Genomic DNA, 23,168 nt, shown 5'->3' with positions numbered 1-23,168 from the left:
CATTCCAAAGAATAGTGCTTTTTATTATAATGAATGGAAAATCTTTAATATTCCATATACTCGCCATCTCCAAAATTAAAGGATAATGAGAAACGCAAGGTTCCTTCCAATGGACTTTGCACTTTAGATGCCGAGAACAGGTAAGACATATCTATGTTTACCATAGAATATTTAAACCCTGCACCAAGTGCAAAAAACTGTCTCGCTCCCTTAACTTCACTTTCGTGGAAATATCCAGCTCTAAAAGCAAAGGCTTCTTGATAACGGTACTCGGCACCAAGGGCCCAAGTTATTTCCTGCATTTCTTCTTTGAAACCTCCCGGGGCATCTCCAAACGATTGGAACATCCCTTTAAAGAAACTAACATTGTCATCCTTTCCTGAATATATCAAACCATTTGAAGCTGAAATCGCTTCTCCTAAAATGTCCTCATCAGCATCATATCTACCATCACCATTTACATCTTCATATTCATATTCAGTTCCCAAAATTGGAGGTGTAGGCACCAACAACTTTGTAACCTCCCCAGTGATAGACAAAGTGTTATAATTATCGAAAATAAAATCGAAACCTCCTCCCAAACGTAAGGTTGTTGGAATAAAGTTTTCTTGGCCTCCATCATCATACTTAATAGTAGGCCCAATATTTTGAATAGCAAAACCACCTCGCCAACGACCATTAAAATCATTATAAGCCATTTCCTCAGATTGATAGTACCCAGCAATATCAACTCCTATGGAACCAGCAGCGCTTGCATCTGGATCTACAGCGCTTATTCTTAAATCGGAACGCAAATAACGCATGGCAACCGCCATTGAGAATTGATCTGCCAATCTAAGTGAGTAGGACACATCCAAAGTCAATTCGTTTGGCTTTTCAATTAAGGCCTGAGAAAATTCGTCCTGAACCAATTCAATCTCACCCAAGCTGAAATATTTAAAACTGGCCGCAAAGGCACTACTTTCATTAATTCTATTGAAATAAGTAATGTTACCTAAAAAGATGTCATTTACCAACTTACTCAAATACGGTGTATAACTAACTCCAAAACCTGATTTAGTTTCTGAAAATGCATATTTAGAAGGATTCCATTGTTGAGAATAGGTATCAACTCCAGTCGCCACTCCCATATCTCCTAAGGAACCTGCACGAGCGTCTGAAGCAATCAACAAAAAAGGAACTCCTGTCGTGATAACTCTTGAATCGTTAGGGTTAGGAAGCACCACTGTATTTTCTTGAGCTCTTGAAATATTGAAAGACGTTAATGTGATAAGTATTAAAAAGTATTTTTTCATGTTATTAATTAAAATTCTTCTGTATTGGTGCTAACAAGCACTCGCAAATATAAATGTTTATTAGAGTATCACAAGCTTTTGGATTTTCTCAACCTGCTTATTTAACAAGGTTGATCTTACTTTTAGTTTATAGACATACACGCCTTTTCCTATTTTTTCTCCAAAATCATCCCTTCCATCCCAAGTGATACTTCTTGATAATGATGAAGCCCCTTCATTACAACATCCCCCATCGGCATTGGTTTGACCATTAATGGTTCTTACTAATTTACCCGAAACGGTAAATATTTGTATAGAAACGTCCAAATTATCAGAACTATTGTGGTTGAACCAAAATTCGGTATAATCCACAAATGGGTTTGGATAATTCAACACGTTCTTAATCACTAATTCTTGGTCCTTATCATGCACCACAAACTGTAACTCTGAAGTCGCCGAATTATTATAGACATCCCAAGCTTTTAGTGTTAAAGTGTGTAAACCAGCCTCTAAGTTACGAAACGGATAAGAAACTTCCCCATTTTGATAGTCGTCAATATTGGCTGTGTAATAATCATTTAACACAATTGGATTGGTTTCGTCTCCATCAATAATAGCTACTATATCATGACCTATACCACTAGCAGTGTTAATTCCATTATCATCCTGCAGCTTCGCCAAAAATGTAGGCGATTCATTGGTAATCCCTCCCGACACAAAATTGGTATCGTTCATATACAAATTGATGACTGGACCTATATTATCTTCCTCCGCATTTTCATTGATGCCTCCTACCTGAATATCAAAACTCGCTCCAGCCTGATCCTGTAAAGGATTTTCAGTTTTAGCATAGAAACTTACTTTTCCATTTCCTACTGGAATACCAATATCCCTAGGAACCACAAATTCAAAATTAAATTGACCATTTGTCACGGTTGCCTGGCCCTTAAAAAGGATTTCTCCCAAAGTCTCAAAATCCATTTTGATAACCCCATTGCTATCTGAGGTTCCATCATTACCCAAGGTCTGTCTTTGGATATTTTTGTCAAAAACAGTAGCCGTCAACACTCCGTTATAATTAGTCATTGCATTCCCTAGCTCGTCCACAACTTCACCTGAAAGTTTCACCTTACCCAAAGCCTGCAACACATCGGTTTCTCCTCCAACAGGAACATCGTTTATTTTTGTCAACCGAATATCTGGTCGTGGCATTGCTAATTTTAAAGCTGGATCCCCTATGCAGAACACCAAATATTTTTGGATATTTTTAGAAACAGAGGTTGAATTTTTAGTTTTTCTCAATGCCTCTGCGATGGAGACATGTTGATTATCTCCAAATTCAAAAAGGTATTCGCCCAAAGCGTTATTAAAATCCACTCCAGAAGTGACAGCAATTTGTCGGGTTGTAGTAACCAAAGCAATAGCTCCTCCTTGAGTATTCCAATAAGTATATTCTCCCGCAGTAGGTCTCTGGGGATCATCAAACTTAGTATATTCACAAGTAACCGTCACAAAACAACCATATTTACAGGTATTTTGCAACTCTTGAGAATCAATTTTGGAAAAAATCCGCTCATGTGCCCAACCATCTTCTCCTCCATGGCCAAAATAATTCACTACCAACGCACCTGCTTCGATAGCATTGATAATGGCCTCCTCAGCCTGTGGATAAGTTTTCCCTCCTGCAGAAGCTTCCTGCTGATAGGCATCGCAAAAGATTTTCACCACATTTATTGAAGGATGTTCTGTTGTAGTTACATCTCCAATGGAATTGGAAGTTTCTTGAAGAACCCTTTCCCAGCCTTCGTCAACATCATCTGCAATAAGTACAAAATTATTTCTCCAATTTCCAAAGGAACTTGATTTATGATAAGATTCGATCTTGTCTACCATCTCGGTTGCGCGTTGCGGAGTTTCTGCCAAGATCCTTCCCACGGCAATATCCAATAAATTGGAAGCTGTCATATTTCCTTCGTTAGAGTCCATCATCCCATAAAAATCATCAGAAACAAATGAAGAGGTTAAACTAAAACTATTGTAAGACAACCATGGCGGCACTATATTGGTATTTCCTGATAATCGATCCTTGTAATCATAGGAACCATCTCCAAACAAACATAGGTATTTTACTCTATTCTCTGGAGTACTGGCATTGTTGTATACATAGCGCATTAAATTTCGGATGGCACTGATGTCTTGATTTCCTGAACTGAATTCTGTATAAAGCTCATTTAAAGTCACCACTTTTACAACCAGACCATATTGATCTCTGTTAATTTGGGCCAAACGCTCAGCCTGCGACGCAAAAACATTAGGAGCAACAATGACATAATCTACATCTTCAAATTCTCCTTGGCTATTCTTTAAAATAGTTCCCTTAATGTTTTGATTGGCAACAGAGGTATTGCTTTCTCTTAAAGGTTGGTAATAGTCTGAGGGTGTTACGGCCAAATAGGTTCGGGAAGTTCCGGCTTGAGCCTTAAAACTAAACTCCGAACTATTTGTTTCGTTTTCCACACTTGCAACTTCATATTTATTAGTGATATCCCAAACTTGAGAAACAGCAGTACTGTTTGACAATTGATACTCAACAACGCCGCCAACATTAGACACACTAGTGTTTTTGAAACGTAATTGCGCTCCTTCAAATCTTAATTCCCTTGTTGCTTCCACCGAAATAAAATCAAGATAACCGTAGGATGAAGGATTACCATTATTATTGTATGTTAACTCGAATACCAATTCAGAAGAACTCAACGAAACATTTCCATCATAGTTACCACCACTTGCGTAATTAGGACTATTAATGGCCGCATAATTAAAATTGGTTAATGCATTCCCATTCAGTTTTACCGCCATGGATGTTTGAACTTCAGATACCGCAGCAGTATATACTCTTACCTTAGCCTGCTCCGAAGTCACTAGATTTGGAAAACTAAAGGTAAACTCCTTTTGATTTTCTATTCCAAAACGATCACCGAACCAACGTCTACCAATTTTGGCCAAATTGTAATCATCTACTTCGTGAAATTGATAATCCTGAAAAGTGTCAATAATTAATTCTGCTTCTGCTTCTGGTTGAGATAGTGTTTGGATCCTTTTACCCTCTCCACTACTTATATTGACATAATAATTAGCCTTATCAGTATATGCATTGATATTTGTAGTACTTTCTTCATTGTATCCGGTTGGACCTTCGGCATACATTAATATATAGTCTCCATTATCAAACACCCCATCTTCTTCTCCAACAAACTGTATTGCATTTTCGGTTAAATCAAAAGGATACTCTATATTGTTCACCATTGGTAACATCGCTCCTCCGTTTCCATATATTTTAATAGTTCTAGGATCAACATTGGTATTAGCCCCCAATTCATTCAGAAAACTCTTGGATAATTTGAACACTCCGGTTTTGTCAACATAAAATTTATACCAGTCTCCATTTGCAAGAACGGAATTCACAATTTCAGGAACATCCATTGTACTAAGTCCATTCCTATAGGCAGAGCTACTTAAATTATACTCTACGGTGAAATTGTTGATTTTTTTATAGATGCCTTGGTCTTCGACAATAGGACTTACCTCAAATTGAACACCCAACACACCACGAGCGTTTGTGTTGAAAGCTTTAACTTTCGATTCCGAAGGAATAGTATTTAATGGTAAATCCTTTAAGTCAGCTTTAGATATGGTGCTGTAACTAATATTGGTTAAACGAACTGAACTCTCATCAATCCTAGACACATTTTCCAATGCCGACACAAACACAAGCCCTCTTTCGGCATCATATACATAATTAGAATCATTAAAACTAGGCAACGTTATTTTTGAAATAGAAGTTTCCAGAACTTTCGATCCATTCCATTCAATTTGGAATTGCTGTTGTTGGGAAAACCCCACAAATGATATTAAAAGAACAAGAATGTGTATAGTTTTTTTCATAATCAGTTAACGAGTGGATAACATATATAGTATAAGTCCCTAAATTTTTCCTCAAAATTACAACAATAATTAAATTGACCTACCGTTATTTAAAGACAAAATACATCGATAAACCGCAAAAAATCCGATGTAATGCTCAAAAAAAAGGATGAAATACAGTTTTTATCGGTAAATTTTTAAAAAAAAGGTTGTTAATTTGCCGTTAATTACTATATTGCGTCTCTAAAATTAATTTAGCTTACTTAAAAGTATGGATATGAAAAACGTTTTAAATCTAAGGATACTGTTAGCCCTAACGCTATCTTTAGCATTGTTTAGTTGTAACAAATCTTCCTCGTCGAAGAATAATTCGAGAGCCACTGGCTGGACGATTAATGACAGAGAAGGAGGGTTCCAATACAACACAAGCTTTAAAGAACAAGAAACTGCGCCTGGATTAGTTTTCATTGAAGGTGGAACTTTTACCATGGGTAAAGTGCAAGACGATGTGATGCACGATTGGAACAATGCTCCAAATCAACAGCACGTTCAGTCTTTCTACATGGATGAAACGGAAGTAACCAACATGATGTACTTAGAGTATTTAGATTGGATCAAGAGAGTTTACCCTCCAGACGATCCAAACTTTAAGTTAATTTACGAAGGTGCCCTTCCTGACACTCTAGTATGGAGAAATCGTTTAGGATATAGCGAAATGATGACAGAAAACTATCTACGTCACCCAGGTTATGGTGAATATCCTGTAGTAGGAGTTAGCTGGATTCAAGCTGTAGAATTTGCAAATTGGAGAACAGACCGTGTTAACGAAATGTACTTACAAGATGCAGGTTACCTTAAAAGAGATTCTCACTTAACAGATGTTTCTGCTGAAAGTAACTTCAACACCGATACTTACATCAATTCCCCAACACAAACTTTTGGAGGGAATGAAGAGGTATTAAGAGGAGGAAACGTTAAGCCAATGACAGATGCTGAAGGAAACGAAATTAACGTTTACGCAAGCAGAGAAACTGGTGTAATCTCTCCAAAATACCGTCTACCTTCTGAAGCTGAGTGGGAATATGCAGCTTTAGGTATGAGCGAATTGAGAAGCTACAATGTTTATAGAGGAAGAAAGAAATATCCTTGGACTGGTGCTTACACTAGATCTGGAAAGAGAAAATCAAGAGGTGATCAATTAGCTAACTTTAAGCAAGGAAAAGGAGATTACGGTGGAATCGCTGGATGGTCTGATGACGGTGCAGATATCACTGCAAAAGTAATGTCTTACGCTCCTAACGATTACGGATTATATGATATGGCTGGTAACGTTGCCGAGTGGGTAGCTGACGTTTATAGACCAATCGTTGATGATGAATTCAATGATTTCAACTACTACCGTGGAAACGTTTATACTAAAAACGCTATCGGAGAAGACGGAACAGTTAAAATTGTAACTCCAGACGAGATTGTTTACGATACTTTAAGTAATGGTAAAATTGTTGCAAGAAATCTTCCTGGTGAAATCCTACAGGTTCCTGTTGATGACAACGAAACTTACTTAAGAACAAACTTTGACACTAGTGATAACAGAAACTTTAGAGATGGTGACGTAAGATCATCTCGTTATTACCAAGACAATTTTGACGAGAGTGAAGAAGAAGGTGAAGGAAAAACTTCAACTAGCAAAATGTACAACTCTCCTAAGCACCACATCGAAAGAGACTCTGCTGGAGCTTTAATCAAGGAGTACGACAAATCTAACGCTAGAACTTCTTTGATCAACGATAATGTAAGAGTTTACAAAGGTGGATCTTGGAAAGATAGAGACTACTGGTTAGACCCTGCACAACGTAGATATTTCCCTCAGGACATGGCAACAGATTACATCGGATTCAGATGTGCAATGTCTAGAGTTGGATCTAAATCTAAAATGAAAAACAAAACAAAGAACTAATCATATCTTAGTTATAAATCTAAAAAGTCCTAACATTGCTGTTAGGACTTTTTTATTACATTTAATTCATGAATATAGAACATTTATATAAGGCTTTTTTGGAGTGCACTTCGGTTACAACCGACACCAGGAAAGTCACAGCCAATGCCATTTTCTTCGCCCTAAAGGGAGATAACTTCAATGGCAATAAATTTGCGCAACAAGCCCTTGAAAATGGCGCCAAATACGCCGTAATTGATGAGAAGGAATACACAACCAACTCCCAAATGATTTTGGTGAAAGATGTGCTGGCAGCTTTACAAGAATTAGCTTCCTATCACCGTAAAAAATTAAACCTTCCTATCATTGCCTTAACAGGCAGCAACGGTAAAACAACCACCAAAGAATTGATTAACGCAGTCCTTTCGACCCAATTTAGAACTTCTGCCACCAAGGGCAACCTGAACAACCATATCGGTGTTCCTTTGACCCTTTTGGAGATGACACAAGAAACAGAAATAGGCATTGTTGAAATGGGCGCCAATCATCCTAAAGAAATAGCCTTTTTATGCTCTATTGCTCAACCTAATTATGGTTTAATCACCAATTTTGGCAAAGCACATTTAGAAGGCTTCGGAAGTTTGGAAGGCGTGATAACAGCCAAATCGGAATTGTACGATTATTTGAAAGCCCATAATAAAACAGTTTTCATCAATACAAACGACACTACACAACTAAAGCAAATAGGCAGTTACAAGCCAGTTTTTACTTTTGGGGAAGAGAGCGCTACAGATGCCAATATCAAACTAACAAATGCTCAATCTGAGGTTACTGTTAATTTTGATGGAACAGAAATCACATCACACCTAACCGGACTCTACAATTTTAATAACATCAGTAGTGCCATAGCTATTGGTTCCTACTTTGAAGTTTCAACGGCAAACATAAAAAAAGGGATTGAAAACTATATACCAAGCAATAACAGATCCCAATTTTTAGAGAAAGATAGCAACAAGATTATATTGGATGCCTACAATGCTAATCCAACTAGCATGAAGGCCGCCCTGGAGAATTTTATTCAATATACTACCGATTTGCACAAAACTGTTTTTTTAGGCGATATGTTTGAATTGGGAAGCACTTCTGCAGAAGAACACCAAGCAATCTTAAACTATCTGGAATCGCATTTTAACGGCTCTATTTACATTATTGGAAAACATTTTTACAATACCACAGCAAACGGAAAGAACACCTTAAAATTTGAGTTATTTGAAGACTTGAAGAAGCATTTGTCGACCACTACCCTTGAAAATGAATTTATCCTGATAAAAGGATCAAGAGGAATGGCCTTGGAACGGATTTTGGAATTGTTGTAAATAAAAAAAGCTTCTCATTAAGAGAAGCTTTTTTCTGTGGGCGCGAAGGGATTCGAACCCCTGACCCCTTGGGTGTAAACCAAGTGCTCTGAACCAACTGAGCTACGCGCCCTTGCTTGTTGCGGGTGCAAATATAGTCTAGTTTTTGATTTCTCAAAACATTTTTTTGAAAAATTTTAAACTTCGTTTTAAAACGACATTTTGTTACTTTCCAATAAACTTAAGAACCTCTATAAATAAGAAAAGCTTCTCGATGTGAGAAGCTTTTTCTGTGGGCGCGAAGGGATTCGAACCCCTGACCCCTTGGGTGTAAACCAAGTGCTCTGAACCAACTGAGCTACGCGCCCTTCGTAATTGGACTGCAAATATAGTCTAGTTTTTCATATCTCAAAAACTTTTTTGAAAAATTTTTTAAATTATTTCAGCGACCACAAAAGTGCTTCCGCCAACATAAATCATATCGTTTTTACTAGCTTTCTCTTTCGCTTTTTTTAAGGCCTCATTTACACTGAAATAGGCCTCTCCAACAAAACCATGTTGCAAAAATTCGTCTTTCAAAACACGAGCGTCCAATCCTCTTGGCATATCAGGCTTGCAGAAATAATAAGTCGCATTTTTTGGCATTACCTCAAAAATTGGCTCCAGCGATTTATCATTAACAACTCCAAAAACTATATGAAGTTGTTTATATACTTCCTTAGATAATTGTTCAACGATATATTTAAGCCCTTCCTTATTGTGAGCCGTATCGCAGACAATTTTTGGGTTTTCTCCGAGAATCTGCCAACGTCCCTTCAATCCAGTATTAGCGGAAACCTTCTTTAACCCACATTGAATAACTTCTTCTGAAATGTAGTATTCATCCTTTGGCAACAATTGAATAGCCTGCAACACCGTTTTGATGTTCTTCTGCTGATACAGTCCTTTTAAATCACTCTCATATACAGAACCTATTTCTTGATCCGCAAAATGAATTTCGGCCCCCTCTTCCCTAGCCTTATCCTTAAATACAGCTTCGGTTTCTTCTTGGGTTTCCCCAATCACGACAGGAACATTCCTTTTGATAATGCCTGCTTTTTCTTTGGCTATAGACGCGAGGTCATTCCCCAAAAATTGGGTATGGTCCAAACCAATATTGGTTATCACCGAAACCAAAGGCGTAATAATATTAGTAGAATCCAGTCTTCCTCCCAACCCCACCTCAATGATAGCTATATCCACTTTGAATTTGGTAAAATAATCGAATGCCATCCCAACCGTCATTTCAAAGAATGACAGGTGATTGTTTTGAAAAAAGTCTCGATGCTTATTTATAAAATCAACTACAAAGTCTTCAGAGATGTCTTCACCATTAATTTTGATACGCTCTCTAAAATCCTTTAAATGTGGTGAAGTATACAGACCGACTTTATAACCCGCTTCTTGAAGTATAGAAGCTAACATGTGGCTGGTAGATCCTTTTCCATTAGTACCAGCCACGTGTATGCTTTTAAAATGATTTTCAGGATGATTTAGCTCTGAAGCCAGCAACAAGGTATTGCTCAAATCCTTCTTATAGGCAGATGTACCTAAATTTTGATACATAGGTAACTGCTTAAACATCCAGTTCACAGTTTCCTGATAATTCATATGTCTACTGGGTTACATCAAAATTAATGCTCACAAATCCAACTTGTCTGGCAGGTGCCTTTGGATCTGCAGGCCATTTATGCGATAGGGCAATTTTTTTAGCTGGTTCCAACAAACAAGGATGAGTATTTGTAGTACCTCTAATACCGGGTTCTGCAGCAACTACATTACCGCTTCGGTCAACCTCGATACGTACAACCACCAATCCATATTCATTACAGTCCTGTCTGAATATTTGTTTACTCGGTGTTCCTCGACCTCCCAAACCATAGCCTACCCCACCTTTACCTGGTCCACTACCTCCAAAATAACTTGGCGCATACGGATCTCCATCCAACTGGCCTTTATCTCCAGGTTTTCCATCTGGACCTTCACCTCCAGTTGCTGTTCCTTTGGAATTGCTAACACCACCAATCAATGCATCAAGTGCCTGTTTCTTTTTAGCCTCTTCTTGCCTTTTCTTCTCTTCTTCCAAACGCTTTTTCTCGGCTGCTTCACGTTTTTCACGTTCAACACGTTCGGCTTCAGCTTTGGCTTTGGCATCAGCTTCCTTTTTCTTCTTGATGGCAATCGTTTCAGCACTGTCCTCAGTAAGCATATCTTCTGCCTTGGAAGCCGTTTCAGTAACTTCCTTAGGTTGCGGCTGCACCGTTTCTTCTGGCTTCACTTCCTCAACAGGTGTTTCCACAGTTTCCTTAGGTGGCGCCAAAGGTTTTGTGGGCTGTACATCGCCACTGCCCACAGCTGAATTTCCAAAATTAACGGCTACACCATATTCTTCTGGGGGATCCAAATATTTATGGCCAACTACAAATAACAACAATATCAAAATCACCGTAATCAATGCGGTAATCTTGGCCGAGTTGCGCTCATATTTGGTCTCAAAATATTTCATATTAATTATTCGGTTTTACAGCTAAAATAACCTTGAATTTGTTTCTATTGGCAATGTCCATAACCTTAACCACATTGTCTACAGGTACAGATTTCTCCGCACGCAACACAACCGTTGGTTTGTCCTGTCCAGCTAATGCAGAAACCAATTGGTTTTCCAACATGCTTTCTCCTACCAATTTTTGATCTATATAATATCTTAAATCTTTAGTAATGCTAACCGCAACCGATTTTTTGTTTTCGGTTTTTCCACTCGCTTTTGGCAATAAAATGTCAATGGCATTTGTAGTTACCAAGGTAGATGCCAACATGAAAAAGATCAATAACAAGAATACAATATCCGTCATGGACGACATATTGAATTCTGGCGTGACTTTATTTCTTCCTCTTAAATTCATTAGATAGGCTCATTTAAGTGATCCAAGAACTCTAAAGAATTTGCTTCCATTTGGTACACAACCTTATCGGTTTTTACCACTAAATGGTTGTAAGCAATGTATCCAACAATACCAACAATTAACCCCGCAACGGTTGTAGTCATAGCAGTATACAATCCATCAGCCAATAATTTTATATCAATTTGACCTCCTGAATTTGCAATTTCGAAAATGGATAAAATCATCCCGATAACTGTTCCAAGGAATCCGATCATTGGGGCTGCACCGGAAATTGTTGCTAGAACACTTACATTTTTCTCTAAGCTATAAACTTCCAATCTTCCGGCACTTTCAATGGCGGTATTGATATCTTCCAAAGGTTTTCCTATACGGGTAATCCCTTTATTGATCAATCTAGAAACTGGAGTATTTACTTGGGCACATAACATTTGGGCTGAATCAATTTTCCCATTACTAACATGGTCTTTAATTTGATTCATGAAATTGGCATCTATTTTGGAGGCGTCTTTGATGGCGAATAAACGTTCAAAATAAATGTAGATGGCCAATACCAATAGGATAAGTAAAATTCCGATAATCACTATTCCGGCTGTTCCACCGCTAAAGATCAATTCAATAATCGAAAGTGTTTTTTCAACTGGTTGTTCCTCAGTAAGCAATTCTGCACCTTCTTGTAGGTTAAAAGATAACATCATATTGTAAATTTTGAGATTTAGTGTTAATTATTGTTTTAACGTTCGTTTTCTAACTAAAGTATATGTTATAGTAAAGTTCTTGTTACCATAAATGCTGCCGCTCCTACCAAGAACCCGATAAGTGCTAACCAAGAGATTTTTTTCACGTACCAGAAAAAGTCAATCTTCTCCATTCCCATAGCAACTACACCGGCTGCAGAACCAATGATCAACATACTTCCTCCGGTTCCTGCTGAATAGGCAATAAAATGCCAAAGTTCATTATCCATAGGCTCAGAAAACATTCCCAAACTGGCAGCCACCAACGGTACGTTATCAATAACGGCTGAACCAACACCGATAAGCAATACCACCAAATCTGAAACGCCTTCGTGATGTAACTCAGTACCCAACATAGGCATAGTATGCTGCAAAGATTGTGCAAAACCGAACAAGATTCCTAAAGATTCCATAGCCGCTACGGCCAATAAAATTCCTAAGAAGAATAGAATGCTTGGCATTTCAATTCTTGATAAAGAATGGTGAACCGGACTGTGATGTCCTTGGAAGGCTTCGTCATCAGACCCTGAATCCATTAATGTGAATTTGGTATTACTATAGATTTCAGCAAAAATTGCTACCACGCCCAAAGCCAACATCATCCCAACATAAGGAGGTAAATGCGTTACTTGCTTAAATACCGGAACGGAAACAATCCCACCTAAACCTAAGTAAAACATAGTACCACTAAATTTAGACTTCGGTCCGTCATCGTCAGATTCTTCATTTTCGATTTTACCTTTGAATGCTGGCAAAAACGATGCGATAAATGTTGGTACCAACATACACAACAATGAAGGCACAAACAGATATGCGAACAAATGTCCTGCAGAAACTTTTTTACCAATCCAAAGCATGGTTGTTGTAACGTCCCCAATAGGCGACCAAGCACCACCGGCGTTTGCTGCAATAATTATTAAACCGGCAAACCAAATACGAGTGTTTCTATCCTGAATCAATTTCTGCAAAATGGAAATCAATACAATAGTAGCAGTTAAGTTATCAATGATTGCTGACAAGGCAAATGCCATTAAAGAGAAGATCCATAACATGGTCTTTTTGTTCTTGGTTTTGATAAATCCTTTAATGGTTGCGAAACCATCAAAGTAATCTATAATTTCCACAATGGTCATGGCTCCCAACAAGAACACCAATATTTCAGCAGTTTTTCCTAAATGGTGAAGTAATGTTTCTTCCATTAGGTGCATTTTTTCCTCATGCTCAAGCATTCCAAAATTTTCCATTAAGGTATGCTGAGCAGAATCAAACCATTGCGGGAAGGCATCAATACCCAACGCAATCAAAGCCCAACTAATGGCCATCATGACCAAAGCAGGGATTAACTTATCAATTTTTAAATTATGTTCTAAGGTTATGGCCAAATAGCCTACTACAAATACTAATACTATTATAGTTTCCATAAGTTAAGTTTATATAAGTTGGCTCAATGCAATTTCAAAAGCAGTAGCACTTATACCGGTTTTTGTATTGTTTTTACTATGTACGTTTTTAATAGCTTCTTTAATAATGTTAGAAGTATCTCCAAAAATGGCATCGTCTGTCATTTGTACACGTTGCTCCATAAAATAAGCAAATACCCTTGCCATTCCACAGTTGGAAATAAAGTCAGGAATCAAACTTACTTTACTATCGGTATACTCCATGATTGGTCCAAAGAAAATTTCCTTGTCGGCAAATGGCACATTGGCTCCACATGAAATCACTTCCAACCCGTTATCGATCATTTGATCAATTTGCTCTTTGGTTACCAATCTTGAGGCGGCACATGGTGTAAAGATTTCAGTTTTTAAGCCCCAAACTCGTTCATTCATTTCGGCAAATGGAATCAAGTTTTCCGCTGCTAGATTGTTTCCTTTCTTATTAAGGTATAATTCTGTGATTTCTTCAAATGAAAATCCTTCTTCCTTAATCAAGCCTCCAACAACATCAATAATCCCAACCACTTTGGCTCCCATTTGCGCTAAATAGAATGCAGCTGCGGCACCAACATTTCCAAAACCTTGTACTACGGCACGTTTTCCTACCACAGACTCATTTTTGATATCATAGAAATGTTTTACAGCTTCAGCAACACCATATCCAGTAATCATGTCTGCAACGGTATATTTTCTTCGTACATCCGGAGAGTACACAGGGTTTTCGATAACCTTGATTACTCCATGTCTCAATTGCCCAATACGGTTGATTTTATCAGCAATGGTTGGCTTGAAGTGGCCTTCAAAAACCCCTTCTTGTGGATGCCACACACCACTCTCTTCCGTAATAGGAATTACCTCGTGGATTTCATCTACATTCAAATCCCCTCCTGTTCCGTAATAACTTTTCAACAGTGGCGATACGGCTTTATACCAACGTTCTAAAACGCCCTTTTTTCTAGGATCCTGAGGATCGAAATTAATCCCCGACTTGGCGCCTCCAATGGCTGGTCCAGACACGGTGAATTTCACTTCCATAGTTTTGGCAAGTGACAACACCTCGTTCATGTCTAAGCCTTTTCTCATTCTAGTTCCCCCACCTGCAGCACCTCCTCTTAAGGAGTTGATTACTGTCCAGCCTTCGGCTTCTGTTTCGGGGTCTTTCCAATTAAATATTATTTCTGGTTCTTTTGCTTCGTACTTTTGAAGTAAATCTTTCATGTAATGCTATTAATCTCTATTGTATATAATTTGTATCATTCGTATTTCTTTTAAAAATGATACAATTACTCGTCGTTTTTCTTGCGCAACAAATATAAAAAACTAAAAATCCCTAAATATCAATTTTAAAATTATTTTACGGATAATACACTTGACCTGAGCTATGGTCATGCCTTGCGCCCGTTACACTGGCTAGACAGTTGGGCTGATTCTCTAGTTTAAGGACTCCCAAAAATCCAAATATGAGGGCTTCTTTATACTCAATAATCGCAGGATTGGGAATGATTATTTTTGCTTCAGTTTTTGATTGAATCCTTTCTATTAAAAATGAATTATAGGCACCTCCACCAGTTGTTAAAACTGTACCTCTAGATTTTGAAGTAAACTCTTTTGCAATTTGAATGGCCGCATGTTCAATAAAAGTACGAAGCACATCCTTTATAGGAAGCTGGGCTGCATCTATCAATGGAAGTATGGAGGTTTCTACCCATTCCAATCCTAAAGATTTAGGGAAACTCTTTTGATAAAATTCAAGCAAATTTAACTGTTCCAAAAGCCCTTCATCCAAATTACCGGAACGAGCAATTTTACCTTCATCGTCATAATCCAAACCTAATTGTCTTACATAATAGTTCAACACAATATTTACTGGACAAATATCATAGGCAATTCTGTTCCCTTCAATATCTGTTGAAATATTGGCGAAACCACCCAAATTAAGACAAAAATCATATTCCGAAAATAATAGAGCATCCCCAATAGGCACCAACGGTGCCCCTTGGCCTCCCAATTCCACATCCTGAACTCGAAAATCACATACCACCTTTTGTTGCAACAATTTTGAAATGATAGGCAAATTTCCTATTTGATAAGTCAATCCCTCACTTGGTTGGTGCAAGGCTGTATGCCCATGAGAGCACACCGCATCCAAAGAGGCTATTTGATATTTAGACATAAATTGACCTATTAATCCTACCAAATATTGGGTGTAATCTTGGTCTATTTGTGCCAACTCCTCTTTGGAAAAGTCCACCAAACGCTTCAATTTAGCTTCCCAATCCTTGGAATATGCCACTGTTTCAGCCTGATGGATCTTATAACTCCATTTATCATCAAAATGAAAAGTAGCCCAAATCAAATCGACCCCATCTAATGAGGTTCCGGACATCACTCCTATAATTTCATAGTGGTCTTTTGCCATATATGTAAAAATAATTACCCTTATTGAAAAAATCGTAGCAAAATACTATATTTGCTCACATTTTTTAATAATTCAACAATTTATTTTTCATGATAGATTTTAAGCTTACCGAAGAACATCTAATGATTCGCGATGCTGCCCGTGATTTTGCTCAAACAGAATTGCTTCCGGGCGTGATAGAACGTGACAACAAACAGGAATTCCCTGATGAGTTGGTCAAAAAAATGGGAGACCTAGGATTTTTAGGAATCATGGTAGATCCTAAATATGGAGGAAGCGGAATGGATGCCATTTCATATGTATTGATTATGGAAGAGCTGTCTAAAATAGACGCTTCTGCTTCTGTAATGGTATCTGTGAACAATTCTTTGGTGTGTTATGGCCTTGAAGCCTATGGTTCTGAAGCCCAAAAAGAAAAATACCTTACCAAATTGGCAACAGGAGAAAATCTTGGAGCGTTTTGTTTAAGTGAGCCAGAAGCTGGTAGTGATGCAACCTCTCAATCTACTACTGCTATCGATAAAGGCGACTACTACTTATTGAACGGCACAAAAAACTGGATTACCAATGGTGGTCGTGCCGATGTTTATTTGGTGATTGCCCAAACCGATCGTGAAAAAGGACACAGAGGAATTAACGCTTTTATTGTGGAAAAAGGCATGGAAGGGTTCCACATTGGTCCTAAAGAAGACAAATTGGGTATTAGAGGAAGTGACACGCACACCCTTCAATTCAATGATGTAAAAGTTCCAAAAGAAAACAGAATTGGAGAAGATGGTTTCGGATTTAAGTTTGCCATGAAAACCTTATCTGGTGGACGCATCGGGATTGCTTCCCAAGCTTTAGGGATTGCGTCAGGGGCTTATGAATTGGCGTTAAAATATTCCAAAGAAAGAAAAGCCTTCGGAACTGAAATTTGCAACCACCAAGCTATTGCTTTTAAATTGGCCGATATGGCTACTGAAATTGAAGCTGCGCGCATGTTGGTATTCAGAGCTGCTTGGGACAAGGACCAAGGAAATAACTATGACATGTCTGGTGCCATGGCAAAATTATATGCTTCAAAAGTGGCAATGGAACAAACTGTTGAAGCTGTTCAAATTCACGGTGGAAATGGATTTGTAAAAGAATACCACGTAGAGCGTTTGATGCGTGATGCCAAAATCACCCAGATTTACGAAGGAACTTCAGAAATCCAAAAAATTGTAATTTCTAGAGGCGTCTTGAGAGACTAATCCAAACAATACATACTGAAAAAGTCCAACCGCATGGTTGGACTTTTTTACTGATAAAAACTCTTATTGTTATTTTACCAAACTATTGATGTAAACCTCAATATTGGTATAGACGCTATCCAAACTGAATAACGCAGTATCATTCTCTTGAGGATTGAGCCCTTGGTCTTGTTCCCAACTGTCGGGCATACCATCTAAGTCAGTATCTTGCAAAGGTGGTTCAGTTGTTAACTCCGGCCACCCCCCAACTTGTGCTTGGGAATCGATAATGCCATTTCCAACAGAAGCGGTACCTGTTTTGGCATCATTCACGATACGTTCATCAACAGCATCTCTCCTCAAACTGGCCCCTGCCTGCAGTAATACCAATTGATAGGCATCCTCGGCCGATTGGGTTTCCACATTTTGATCGATAGGAAACATCCCTTTCGCTTTGGCCATTTCAAAATCGTCACATTGTACTCCTCCATCCCAATTGTTCTTGGAAATTTCAGGAAAACCTTCTATGAAGTTTCCGTCTACGAAAAACTTTCCATAGGGTTCATAGGGGTTGACAATTCTATCTTTTTTGGACTTTGGTGTTGCAGGACCAAATTTGAAATAATTGTTAACCATATTATAAGTACCTCTTTCACCTCCATAAATATTATTTTCTCCCCAATTATAGATAACGTTATTTCTAAAATCCACAAATTCGTCCGAAAGGTTTTCCGTTGTAGGAGAGCCACTAAAACGAGGGGTTCTACTATTGTTGCTAGCAATTAAATTATGGTGAAAAGACACCTTGGCTCCTCCCCAAATGCCTCCATACCCATGGTTTCCTTTTTCATGGACAGAATGGTTTAAGGCTTCAGACACAATACACCATTGCATAGTAAAATTGTGGTTTTGGTAAAAAGAAGCCACTTCATCGGTCGCCCAACTCATTGAGCAATGATCTAGGATGATATCTCTACGATCTCTTCCCCCAATAGCATCATCTTGAACTTTGTTGACATCCCCCAACCGAAAACGCAAATACCTCAAAATAACATTATCGGTTTTAATGGCTACAGAATATCCCGCAATAGTAATACCATCGCCAGGCGCTGTTTGGCCAGCAATGGTTACATTACTATTCTTGATTTCCAGCTTTGACTCCAATTGAATGGTTCCTGAAACATCAAATACAATAATTCTTGCACCTTTTTCCTTGATTGCAGCACGTAAACTTCCTTCGCCTTGATCGTTAAGATTGGTAACCTTAATTACTTTTCCGCCTCTTCCTCCTGTGGTAAAGCGTCCAAATCCTTCTGCTGTTGGAAATGCCAAATTTTGGGATATTCCCATAAAAGGCATAAGCAACCCTATTTTTATAAGGTTGCTTAGCACAAAAGTTTTTGGTGTTATGTTTTTAAATACTTTTTGTAGTCTCAAATTGTAATTATTCTTTTAAAACTTTGAACTGTTGTTCTTGATTTCCGTTTTTATAGTTCACAATATACAAACCTGCAGCCAATTCGCTCATGTCAATTTCAGTTCTCTCCAAATTCCCTTGGGTTTCGATAGATTTTACCAATTTCCCAGAAAGGTTAAATACCTTTATTTGAGAATCACCACTTGAGTTAGGATGGTTCACGTATAAAATATCCTTTGTAGGTACTGGTCCAACCCAAGCACTATTAGTTGCAAAAGAATCTACACTCAACACTTCTGCTGGCAATGCCATTTCTGATGGCGAATAAGCTCCTGAAGTATCCCATACCACCCAATCAATAGTTGCACCATACTCATTCTCTGAGGAAGACCCATCTCCAAAACGGAAGTGACTGTTACTACTAGCCGCTGATAATGGGGTAATAGTCATAACAGGTGTATCACTTTCATCAACATAAATTAAGGTTTGTTCCGCTGTCATGGTAAAGCGATAGGTGTGCCATTCGTCCATATTAACTCCTAAAGGACCACTTGATGCGCCATCTGGTCCCGTTCCATTTCTTACTCTTATCGCATTTGCTTCTTCATTATAATTCTTTTGGAAGGACACCCGAGTACGCATATCGTTATAATGCATATCCAAATCTAAAGCAACATCATAAGCTGGATTACCTTTTACCCTCATAACCACTGTTAAATTATCAACGGTTACATCATTATTGGCAAAATTCATTCTCCAGTAAAAAGAAGTTCCTGGGCATTCCATTACTAATAAGTTGTTATTCCCATCATCTGGATCGACAACAATTTGGTTTGAAAAATTAGTTCCAGCACTGGAGGTTTGGAAAGGTGGCTCAAAAGCCTCGGGTAATACATCAGCTTGATAAATAGTCCAGCCTGGTCCAAAAAACATTGGGGAGCTCTTAAATGACATCAATCCAACAACAGGAATGGCAATCATAGCAAGTTTAAGTAATTGTTTTTTCATAATGTTAGTTTTAAAATTAAATATATAATCCGTCAAAAGAGAACCTTTCCCTTTCTCAAAAATTACCAACTCTTTAAACTATTCAGGGCTTTATTCAATATCTATACTTTTATAAATTATCCTTTAACAATTCTGAATTGCTGTTGCTTTTGAGCATCTTTATATTGTATCACGTAAAATCCATTGGCCAATGCCCCTAGATCCAAACGTGTGAGTGTACTCATTTCTTCCACTTTTACAGACATCACAATTACACCAGACAAATTGTAAATATCTACAGTTCCATTTTTATCCGCAGAAGTATGTTGCAATACCAAATAATCCCTAACTGGATTTGGATATAACTTAAACAACTGCTCCTCCAGATCCAATACTCCAAGGGACTCCGTTTGAAAGAAATCAATAACATCTGCTCCAGCATAAAGAGGGATCAATTCTTCAACAACATCGGCAGGAAATGCTTCATAGTCGTAATAGGAAGAGGGTTCAAAAATTCCTTCAGGATTCAATTCATCAAATTTTACCGAACGGCCTCCCGGGTTCAACATCTCTGGATTGATTTGTGAGGTGATAACAGGAAGTTCACTATCATCATAAGCATTCCCTACTTGCTTCAATGCCGTTGCTGGATAATTTCCCGTTTTAGAAGTAAAAGTGTTATCGGTATTTACACCATAAACAGCTTGAAAATCGGAAACCGTTCTATCGGCGTACATTGGCCAACGCGTATTGAGATAGAAATTATTTTCGACATACACCTGCGATTGATTGGACGCCGCTATACCGTAAAGCGTGATCCCTTCCACCAAATTGTTCAACACGTGTACTTCTCCAAAACGCACTCTTGGGTTTCTGGAATTACTATTGAAATAATGGTTGGCATAAAGAGTGACTTTCAATTTCCCCAAATCTTCCGATCCATTGCTATCGGAATGTCCAATAAGATTGGTCTTCCAACTATTTCTCAAAATATTCCAAGATAAGGTGATATAACTTGCTCCTCCCTTAACGTCAATACCGCCATCAGGATGATCTTGATCTTCTGGTCTTGCATCAGGATGTCCAACTGTACAGTGGTCTACCCATATGTGGTGGGTTTCTGGCTCTCCAATATTAATCCCGTCATCATAATAATCATAAAATGTCAGGTTGCGAATCAATACGTTCCAAGAACGCTTAATGTTTAATCCAAACTTCAAAACCACATTTTGTTCACCAATAATAGTTAAATCTCCTTGCTCTTGAACCGTCAACATATGATTCCCCCAAGCCGAAGAATCGGAAGTTCCTTCTTCGTAAACCCCTTCTGTGAAAACAATGACTTCTGGCGTTGCGGTAACGCCATTGGTTCCCGAAAGTCCTTTGTAGGCCCTATTTCTATAGTATAAATGCCAAGCCAACATGTCAAAATCGTCAGGACCATTCACCCAAAGCGTATCCGCTGCTCCTTGACCACCGCTTACAGGACCATTAAAACTGAAATCGTAATTTTGATATTCAGTACCTGTATCAACGGAAGCAAATCCCACAGGAATCTCAAAATCCAATTCCACATCTGCTGAAAAAATTGCCGTCACACTTTTGGAACCATCCATAGTAAGGGTTTCTACCAATTCATTGCCGCTTAAGTCTCCGGCCCATCCAGTAAAGGTAGCATCCCAAATAGGCTCCGCAGTAAGGGTTACCACCGTTCCTTCTTCATACATACCGCCTTCCGGACTTAAAGTCACATTTCCAATTCCTGTAACTGACACGTTCAAACTGTAAACAGGCAATTCTTCAGAAACAGTAATCGTCCAAGTTTTTGAGCTGTTGTCTTGGGCCGTCACGATATATTCAACTGGACTAGAAAAATCTCGAGGGGTATCTGCCGAAGGTGTTATGCCCGCAAAGGGCGAAATTGTCAACGTCGTTGGAACAAGGTTGGTAACATCCACAGATTCTGGCACGGTCACTTCAATCGTTCCCGCTTCACTGTCAATGATGGTTTCTCCTATTTGATTTTCGACCAATGTAAAAGCGGTAATGTCTTTTTCACTGGACACCACTTCGGAAACACTTACCAACCATTCTTTAATAGTATTACCATCTTGTGACGTTACTGTATAACTCACATTATTTCCTACAGAAAAATCCCTCGCTGTATCCACCGAAGGTGAAATAGTTGCCGAAGGAGATATTTCTATTTCTTCAGGAATCACTGAAGTTAAATCCATTCCAATAGGAACTGATACACTAATAGTATTGGCATCTGTATCGATTATTTCTTCACCTACCTGACCAGCCAAGTTAAACGTAAGAATGTCCGCTTCTGAAAACAAATCGGCACTAGATTCTATATATAAATCATGAATATGTACTTGCCCACCGCTAGGAGCATTTTCCAAACGAATGGAAGTAGTCCCAGGTGTTTGAATTGCAGGAAAAAAATCTGTAAGCTCATATAGTCCAGTTCCAGACTGCACCACAGAAATATCTCCAGCAATTATATAATCTTCCGAACCCCAATGTTGGTACTTTACGGTAACAGTTCTTGGTGTGCTTCCGGAAGATTTCATTTTAACCAAAAAAATTGCACAACTAGACACATCGGCTTGCAAATAACCTCCAGTACTTACCACAAGACGTCCCTCAGAACATTCTGTACAATTGTTAACTGGACCACCAGTTGAAATGGTTCCATCCGATGTAATACCTTCGGGCATATCGGTTTCTTGAAAATTGAAATCAATTAAGGTTTCTTGAGAATAACTGACTTCGGTTGCCAATAGCAACAACACTAATAGGGAAAGTAGTTTTTTAACCATTAGGCATGTATTAAATGATTATAGTTGGTTACTTGCATTCCATTTACTACGATTTCGGTGGCTTAGCTTCAATCAGTTAAACTCCTATCCAGTAACTCGATAAAAAAACAGATAATGTTGTAATCGATTACACTAAAGTAGAAATTAATTATCATATCCACAAAAAAACTAACATATTTTTACTGATATGCACTATTTACAGCCCAATGCTTAATAGATAAGCAAACAGAACCTTAATACAACTGGAATCCCAAAGAATATGAGGCAATCAAATAAGTTGTCAAACAGAAAGTACTGTGAATTAGTTGAACTTTTTCAATCGATTACATCTTTAAGTATTGTTAATAAAGTATAACCCAAACTCTTAGGAAGTTGAAGACGAGACTTAACGATTACCCTATAACTCATATTAGAACATAGGACAATGGCCTTCAATACGATTAACGTGAAAATATAGAGTATTATACCCTTTATCTAAATTAAAACAAGTTAACAGAGGCAATTTTATCAGTAAAATAATATATGCGCCATAAATGGTGAAGTGTCCAAAAACAAAAAGCCCCCAGCAAATGATGCTGGGGGCTTCAAAAAAGGCGACGACCTACTCTCCCACGGGTGCAGTACCATCGGCGCTAACGGGCTTAACTTCTCTGTTCGGAAAGGTAAGAGGTGAGCCCCGTCGCTATAACCGCCTTAAAT

At 38.3% G+C, this 23,168-nt stretch carries 15 protein-coding genes, 2 tRNA genes and 1 rRNA gene; 3 read left to right on the top strand and 15 right to left on the bottom strand.

Translation table 11 applies throughout. From position 1 onward, the window contains the following. Positions 1-44 precede the first annotated feature (44 nt). Together porV and porU are read right to left on the bottom strand one after the other, a co-directional pair. Positions 45-1,295: a type IX secretion system outer membrane channel protein PorV gene (gene porV / locus ZA06_RS09955; protein ID WP_053977327.1), complete on the bottom strand. Its 1,251-nt coding sequence runs from the start codon at positions 1,293-1,295 to the stop codon at positions 45-47. A gap of 60 nt (positions 1,296-1,355) precedes the next feature. Next, on the bottom strand, positions 1,356-5,219 hold the full coding sequence (gene porU / locus ZA06_RS09950) for a type IX secretion system sortase PorU (RefSeq protein ID WP_053977326.1): 3,864 nt from the start codon (positions 5,217-5,219) through the stop codon (positions 1,356-1,358). Positions 5,220-5,469: 250 nt separating this feature from the next. On the opposite strand from porU, the gene gldJ reads away from it, so the two are divergent. Both gldJ and ZA06_RS09940 read left to right on the top strand, forming a co-directional pair. Continuing rightward, a complete protein-coding gene (gene gldJ / locus ZA06_RS09945; RefSeq protein ID WP_171971852.1) occupies positions 5,470-7,155 on the top strand; it encodes a gliding motility lipoprotein GldJ in 1,686 nt (561 codons plus the stop codon). Between the two features lie 68 nt (positions 7,156-7,223). Continuing rightward, on the top strand, positions 7,224-8,510 hold the full coding sequence (locus ZA06_RS09940) for a UDP-N-acetylmuramoyl-tripeptide--D-alanyl-D-alanine ligase (protein ID WP_053977325.1): 1,287 nt from the start codon (positions 7,224-7,226) through the stop codon (positions 8,508-8,510). Between the two features lie 37 nt (positions 8,511-8,547). On the opposite strand, the gene ZA06_RS09935 is transcribed toward ZA06_RS09940, so the two are convergent. The 9 genes from ZA06_RS09935 to ZA06_RS09895 all read right to left on the bottom strand — a co-directional run bounded on the left by ZA06_RS09935 (position 8,548) and on the right by ZA06_RS09895 (position 16,023). Further along, positions 8,548-8,622: transfer RNA gene (locus ZA06_RS09935), tRNA-Val, on the bottom strand. A 160-nt stretch (positions 8,623-8,782) separates the two neighbouring features. Beyond that, positions 8,783-8,857: transfer RNA gene (locus ZA06_RS09930), tRNA-Val, on the bottom strand. A 64-nt stretch (positions 8,858-8,921) separates the two neighbouring features. Further along, entirely contained in the window at positions 8,922-10,139 is a 1,218-nt protein-coding gene (locus ZA06_RS09925; RefSeq protein WP_053977324.1) for a bifunctional folylpolyglutamate synthase/dihydrofolate synthase, read from the bottom strand. Positions 10,140-10,143: 4 nt separating this feature from the next. Continuing rightward, positions 10,144-11,034 carry a hypothetical protein gene (locus tag ZA06_RS09920; RefSeq protein ID WP_053977323.1) on the bottom strand — a complete coding sequence of 297 codons (891 nt, stop codon included), beginning with the start codon at positions 11,032-11,034 and terminating at the stop codon, positions 10,144-10,146. A 1-nt stretch (position 11,035) separates the two neighbouring features. Continuing rightward, entirely contained in the window at positions 11,036-11,431 is a 396-nt protein-coding gene (locus ZA06_RS09915) for an ExbD/TolR family protein (RefSeq protein ID WP_053977322.1), read from the bottom strand. Next, positions 11,431-12,123, bottom strand: a complete 693-nt coding sequence (locus ZA06_RS09910) for a MotA/TolQ/ExbB proton channel family protein (RefSeq protein WP_053977530.1) — start codon at positions 12,121-12,123, stop codon at positions 11,431-11,433. The genes ZA06_RS09915 and ZA06_RS09910 overlap by 1 nt, the downstream gene beginning before the upstream one ends. A 68-nt stretch (positions 12,124-12,191) precedes the next feature. Further along, entirely contained in the window at positions 12,192-13,586 is a 1,395-nt protein-coding gene (nhaD, locus tag ZA06_RS09905) for a sodium:proton antiporter NhaD (protein ID WP_053977321.1), read from the bottom strand. Between the two features lie 9 nt (positions 13,587-13,595). Then, on the bottom strand, positions 13,596-14,822 hold the full coding sequence (locus ZA06_RS09900; protein WP_053977320.1) for a Glu/Leu/Phe/Val dehydrogenase dimerization domain-containing protein: 1,227 nt from the start codon (positions 14,820-14,822) through the stop codon (positions 13,596-13,598). A 136-nt stretch (positions 14,823-14,958) separates the two neighbouring features. Then, positions 14,959-16,023 carry an anhydro-N-acetylmuramic acid kinase gene (locus ZA06_RS09895; RefSeq protein WP_053977319.1) on the bottom strand — a complete coding sequence of 355 codons (1,065 nt, stop codon included), beginning with the start codon at positions 16,021-16,023 and terminating at the stop codon, positions 14,959-14,961. Positions 16,024-16,115: 92 nt separating this feature from the next. Between ZA06_RS09895 and ZA06_RS09890 the strand changes: the two genes are divergently transcribed. Next, positions 16,116-17,258 carry an acyl-CoA dehydrogenase gene (locus ZA06_RS09890; RefSeq protein ID WP_053977529.1) on the top strand — a complete coding sequence of 381 codons (1,143 nt, stop codon included), beginning with the start codon at positions 16,116-16,118 and terminating at the stop codon, positions 17,256-17,258. Between the two features lie 69 nt (positions 17,259-17,327). On the opposite strand, the gene ZA06_RS09885 is transcribed toward ZA06_RS09890, so the two are convergent. From ZA06_RS09885 to rrf, 4 genes are all read right to left on the bottom strand, one after another. Further along, positions 17,328-18,596: a pectate lyase family protein gene (locus tag ZA06_RS09885; RefSeq protein WP_053977318.1), complete on the bottom strand. Its 1,269-nt coding sequence runs from the start codon at positions 18,594-18,596 to the stop codon at positions 17,328-17,330. 85 nt (positions 18,597-18,681) lie between these two features. Continuing rightward, positions 18,682-19,662: a T9SS type A sorting domain-containing protein gene (locus tag ZA06_RS09880; protein WP_157503216.1), complete on the bottom strand. Its 981-nt coding sequence runs from the start codon at positions 19,660-19,662 to the stop codon at positions 18,682-18,684. A 116-nt stretch (positions 19,663-19,778) separates the two neighbouring features. Beyond that, positions 19,779-22,469, bottom strand: coding sequence for a pectate lyase family protein (locus ZA06_RS09875; RefSeq protein WP_053977316.1), 2,691 nt, complete (start codon positions 22,467-22,469; stop codon positions 19,779-19,781). 588 nt (positions 22,470-23,057) lie between these two features. Then, positions 23,058-23,165: ribosomal RNA gene (gene rrf / locus ZA06_RS09870) — 5S ribosomal RNA — on the bottom strand. Positions 23,166-23,168 lie beyond the last annotated feature (3 nt).

This window comes from Mangrovimonas xylaniphaga, from assembly GCF_001280435.1.
Classification (GTDB): Bacteria; Bacteroidota; Bacteroidia; order Flavobacteriales; family Flavobacteriaceae; genus Mangrovimonas_A; species Mangrovimonas_A xylaniphaga.
Note: the sequence above shows the minus strand (reverse complement) of the source record. Positions and strands in the feature narration are given on the sequence as shown.

Excerpts from the sequence above, each read along its gene's own strand:
- ZA06_RS09875 (WP_053977316.1), bottom strand. The coding sequence starts at position 22,469 with ATGGTTAAAAAACTACTTTCCCTATTAGTGTTGTTGCTATTGGCAACC.
- ZA06_RS09900 (WP_053977320.1), bottom strand. The coding sequence starts at position 14,822 with ATGAAAGATTTACTTCAAAAGTACGAAGCAAAAGAACCAGAAATAATA.
- ZA06_RS09895 (WP_053977319.1), bottom strand. The coding sequence starts at position 16,023 with ATGGCAAAAGACCACTATGAAATTATAGGAGTGATGTCCGGAACCTCA.
- ZA06_RS09920 (WP_053977323.1), bottom strand. The coding sequence starts at position 11,034 with ATGAAATATTTTGAGACCAAATATGAGCGCAACTCGGCCAAGATTACC.
- ZA06_RS09940 (WP_053977325.1), top strand. The coding sequence starts at position 7,224 with ATGAATATAGAACATTTATATAAGGCTTTTTTGGAGTGCACTTCGGTT.
- ZA06_RS09885 (WP_053977318.1), bottom strand. The coding sequence starts at position 18,596 with ATGCCTTTTATGGGAATATCCCAAAATTTGGCATTTCCAACAGCAGAA.
- porV (WP_053977327.1), bottom strand. The coding sequence starts at position 1,295 with ATGAAAAAATACTTTTTAATACTTATCACATTAACGTCTTTCAATATT.
- gldJ (WP_171971852.1), top strand. The coding sequence starts at position 5,470 with ATGGATATGAAAAACGTTTTAAATCTAAGGATACTGTTAGCCCTAACG.
- ZA06_RS09915 (WP_053977322.1), bottom strand. The coding sequence starts at position 11,431 with ATGAATTTAAGAGGAAGAAATAAAGTCACGCCAGAATTCAATATGTCG.
- ZA06_RS09925 (WP_053977324.1), bottom strand. The coding sequence starts at position 10,139 with ATGAATTATCAGGAAACTGTGAACTGGATGTTTAAGCAGTTACCTATG.
- porU (WP_053977326.1), bottom strand. The coding sequence starts at position 5,219 with ATGAAAAAAACTATACACATTCTTGTTCTTTTAATATCATTTGTGGGG.
- ZA06_RS09910 (WP_053977530.1), bottom strand. The coding sequence starts at position 12,123 with ATGTTATCTTTTAACCTACAAGAAGGTGCAGAATTGCTTACTGAGGAA.
- ZA06_RS09880 (WP_157503216.1), bottom strand. The coding sequence starts at position 19,662 with ATGAAAAAACAATTACTTAAACTTGCTATGATTGCCATTCCTGTTGTT.
- nhaD (WP_053977321.1), bottom strand. The coding sequence starts at position 13,586 with ATGGAAACTATAATAGTATTAGTATTTGTAGTAGGCTATTTGGCCATA.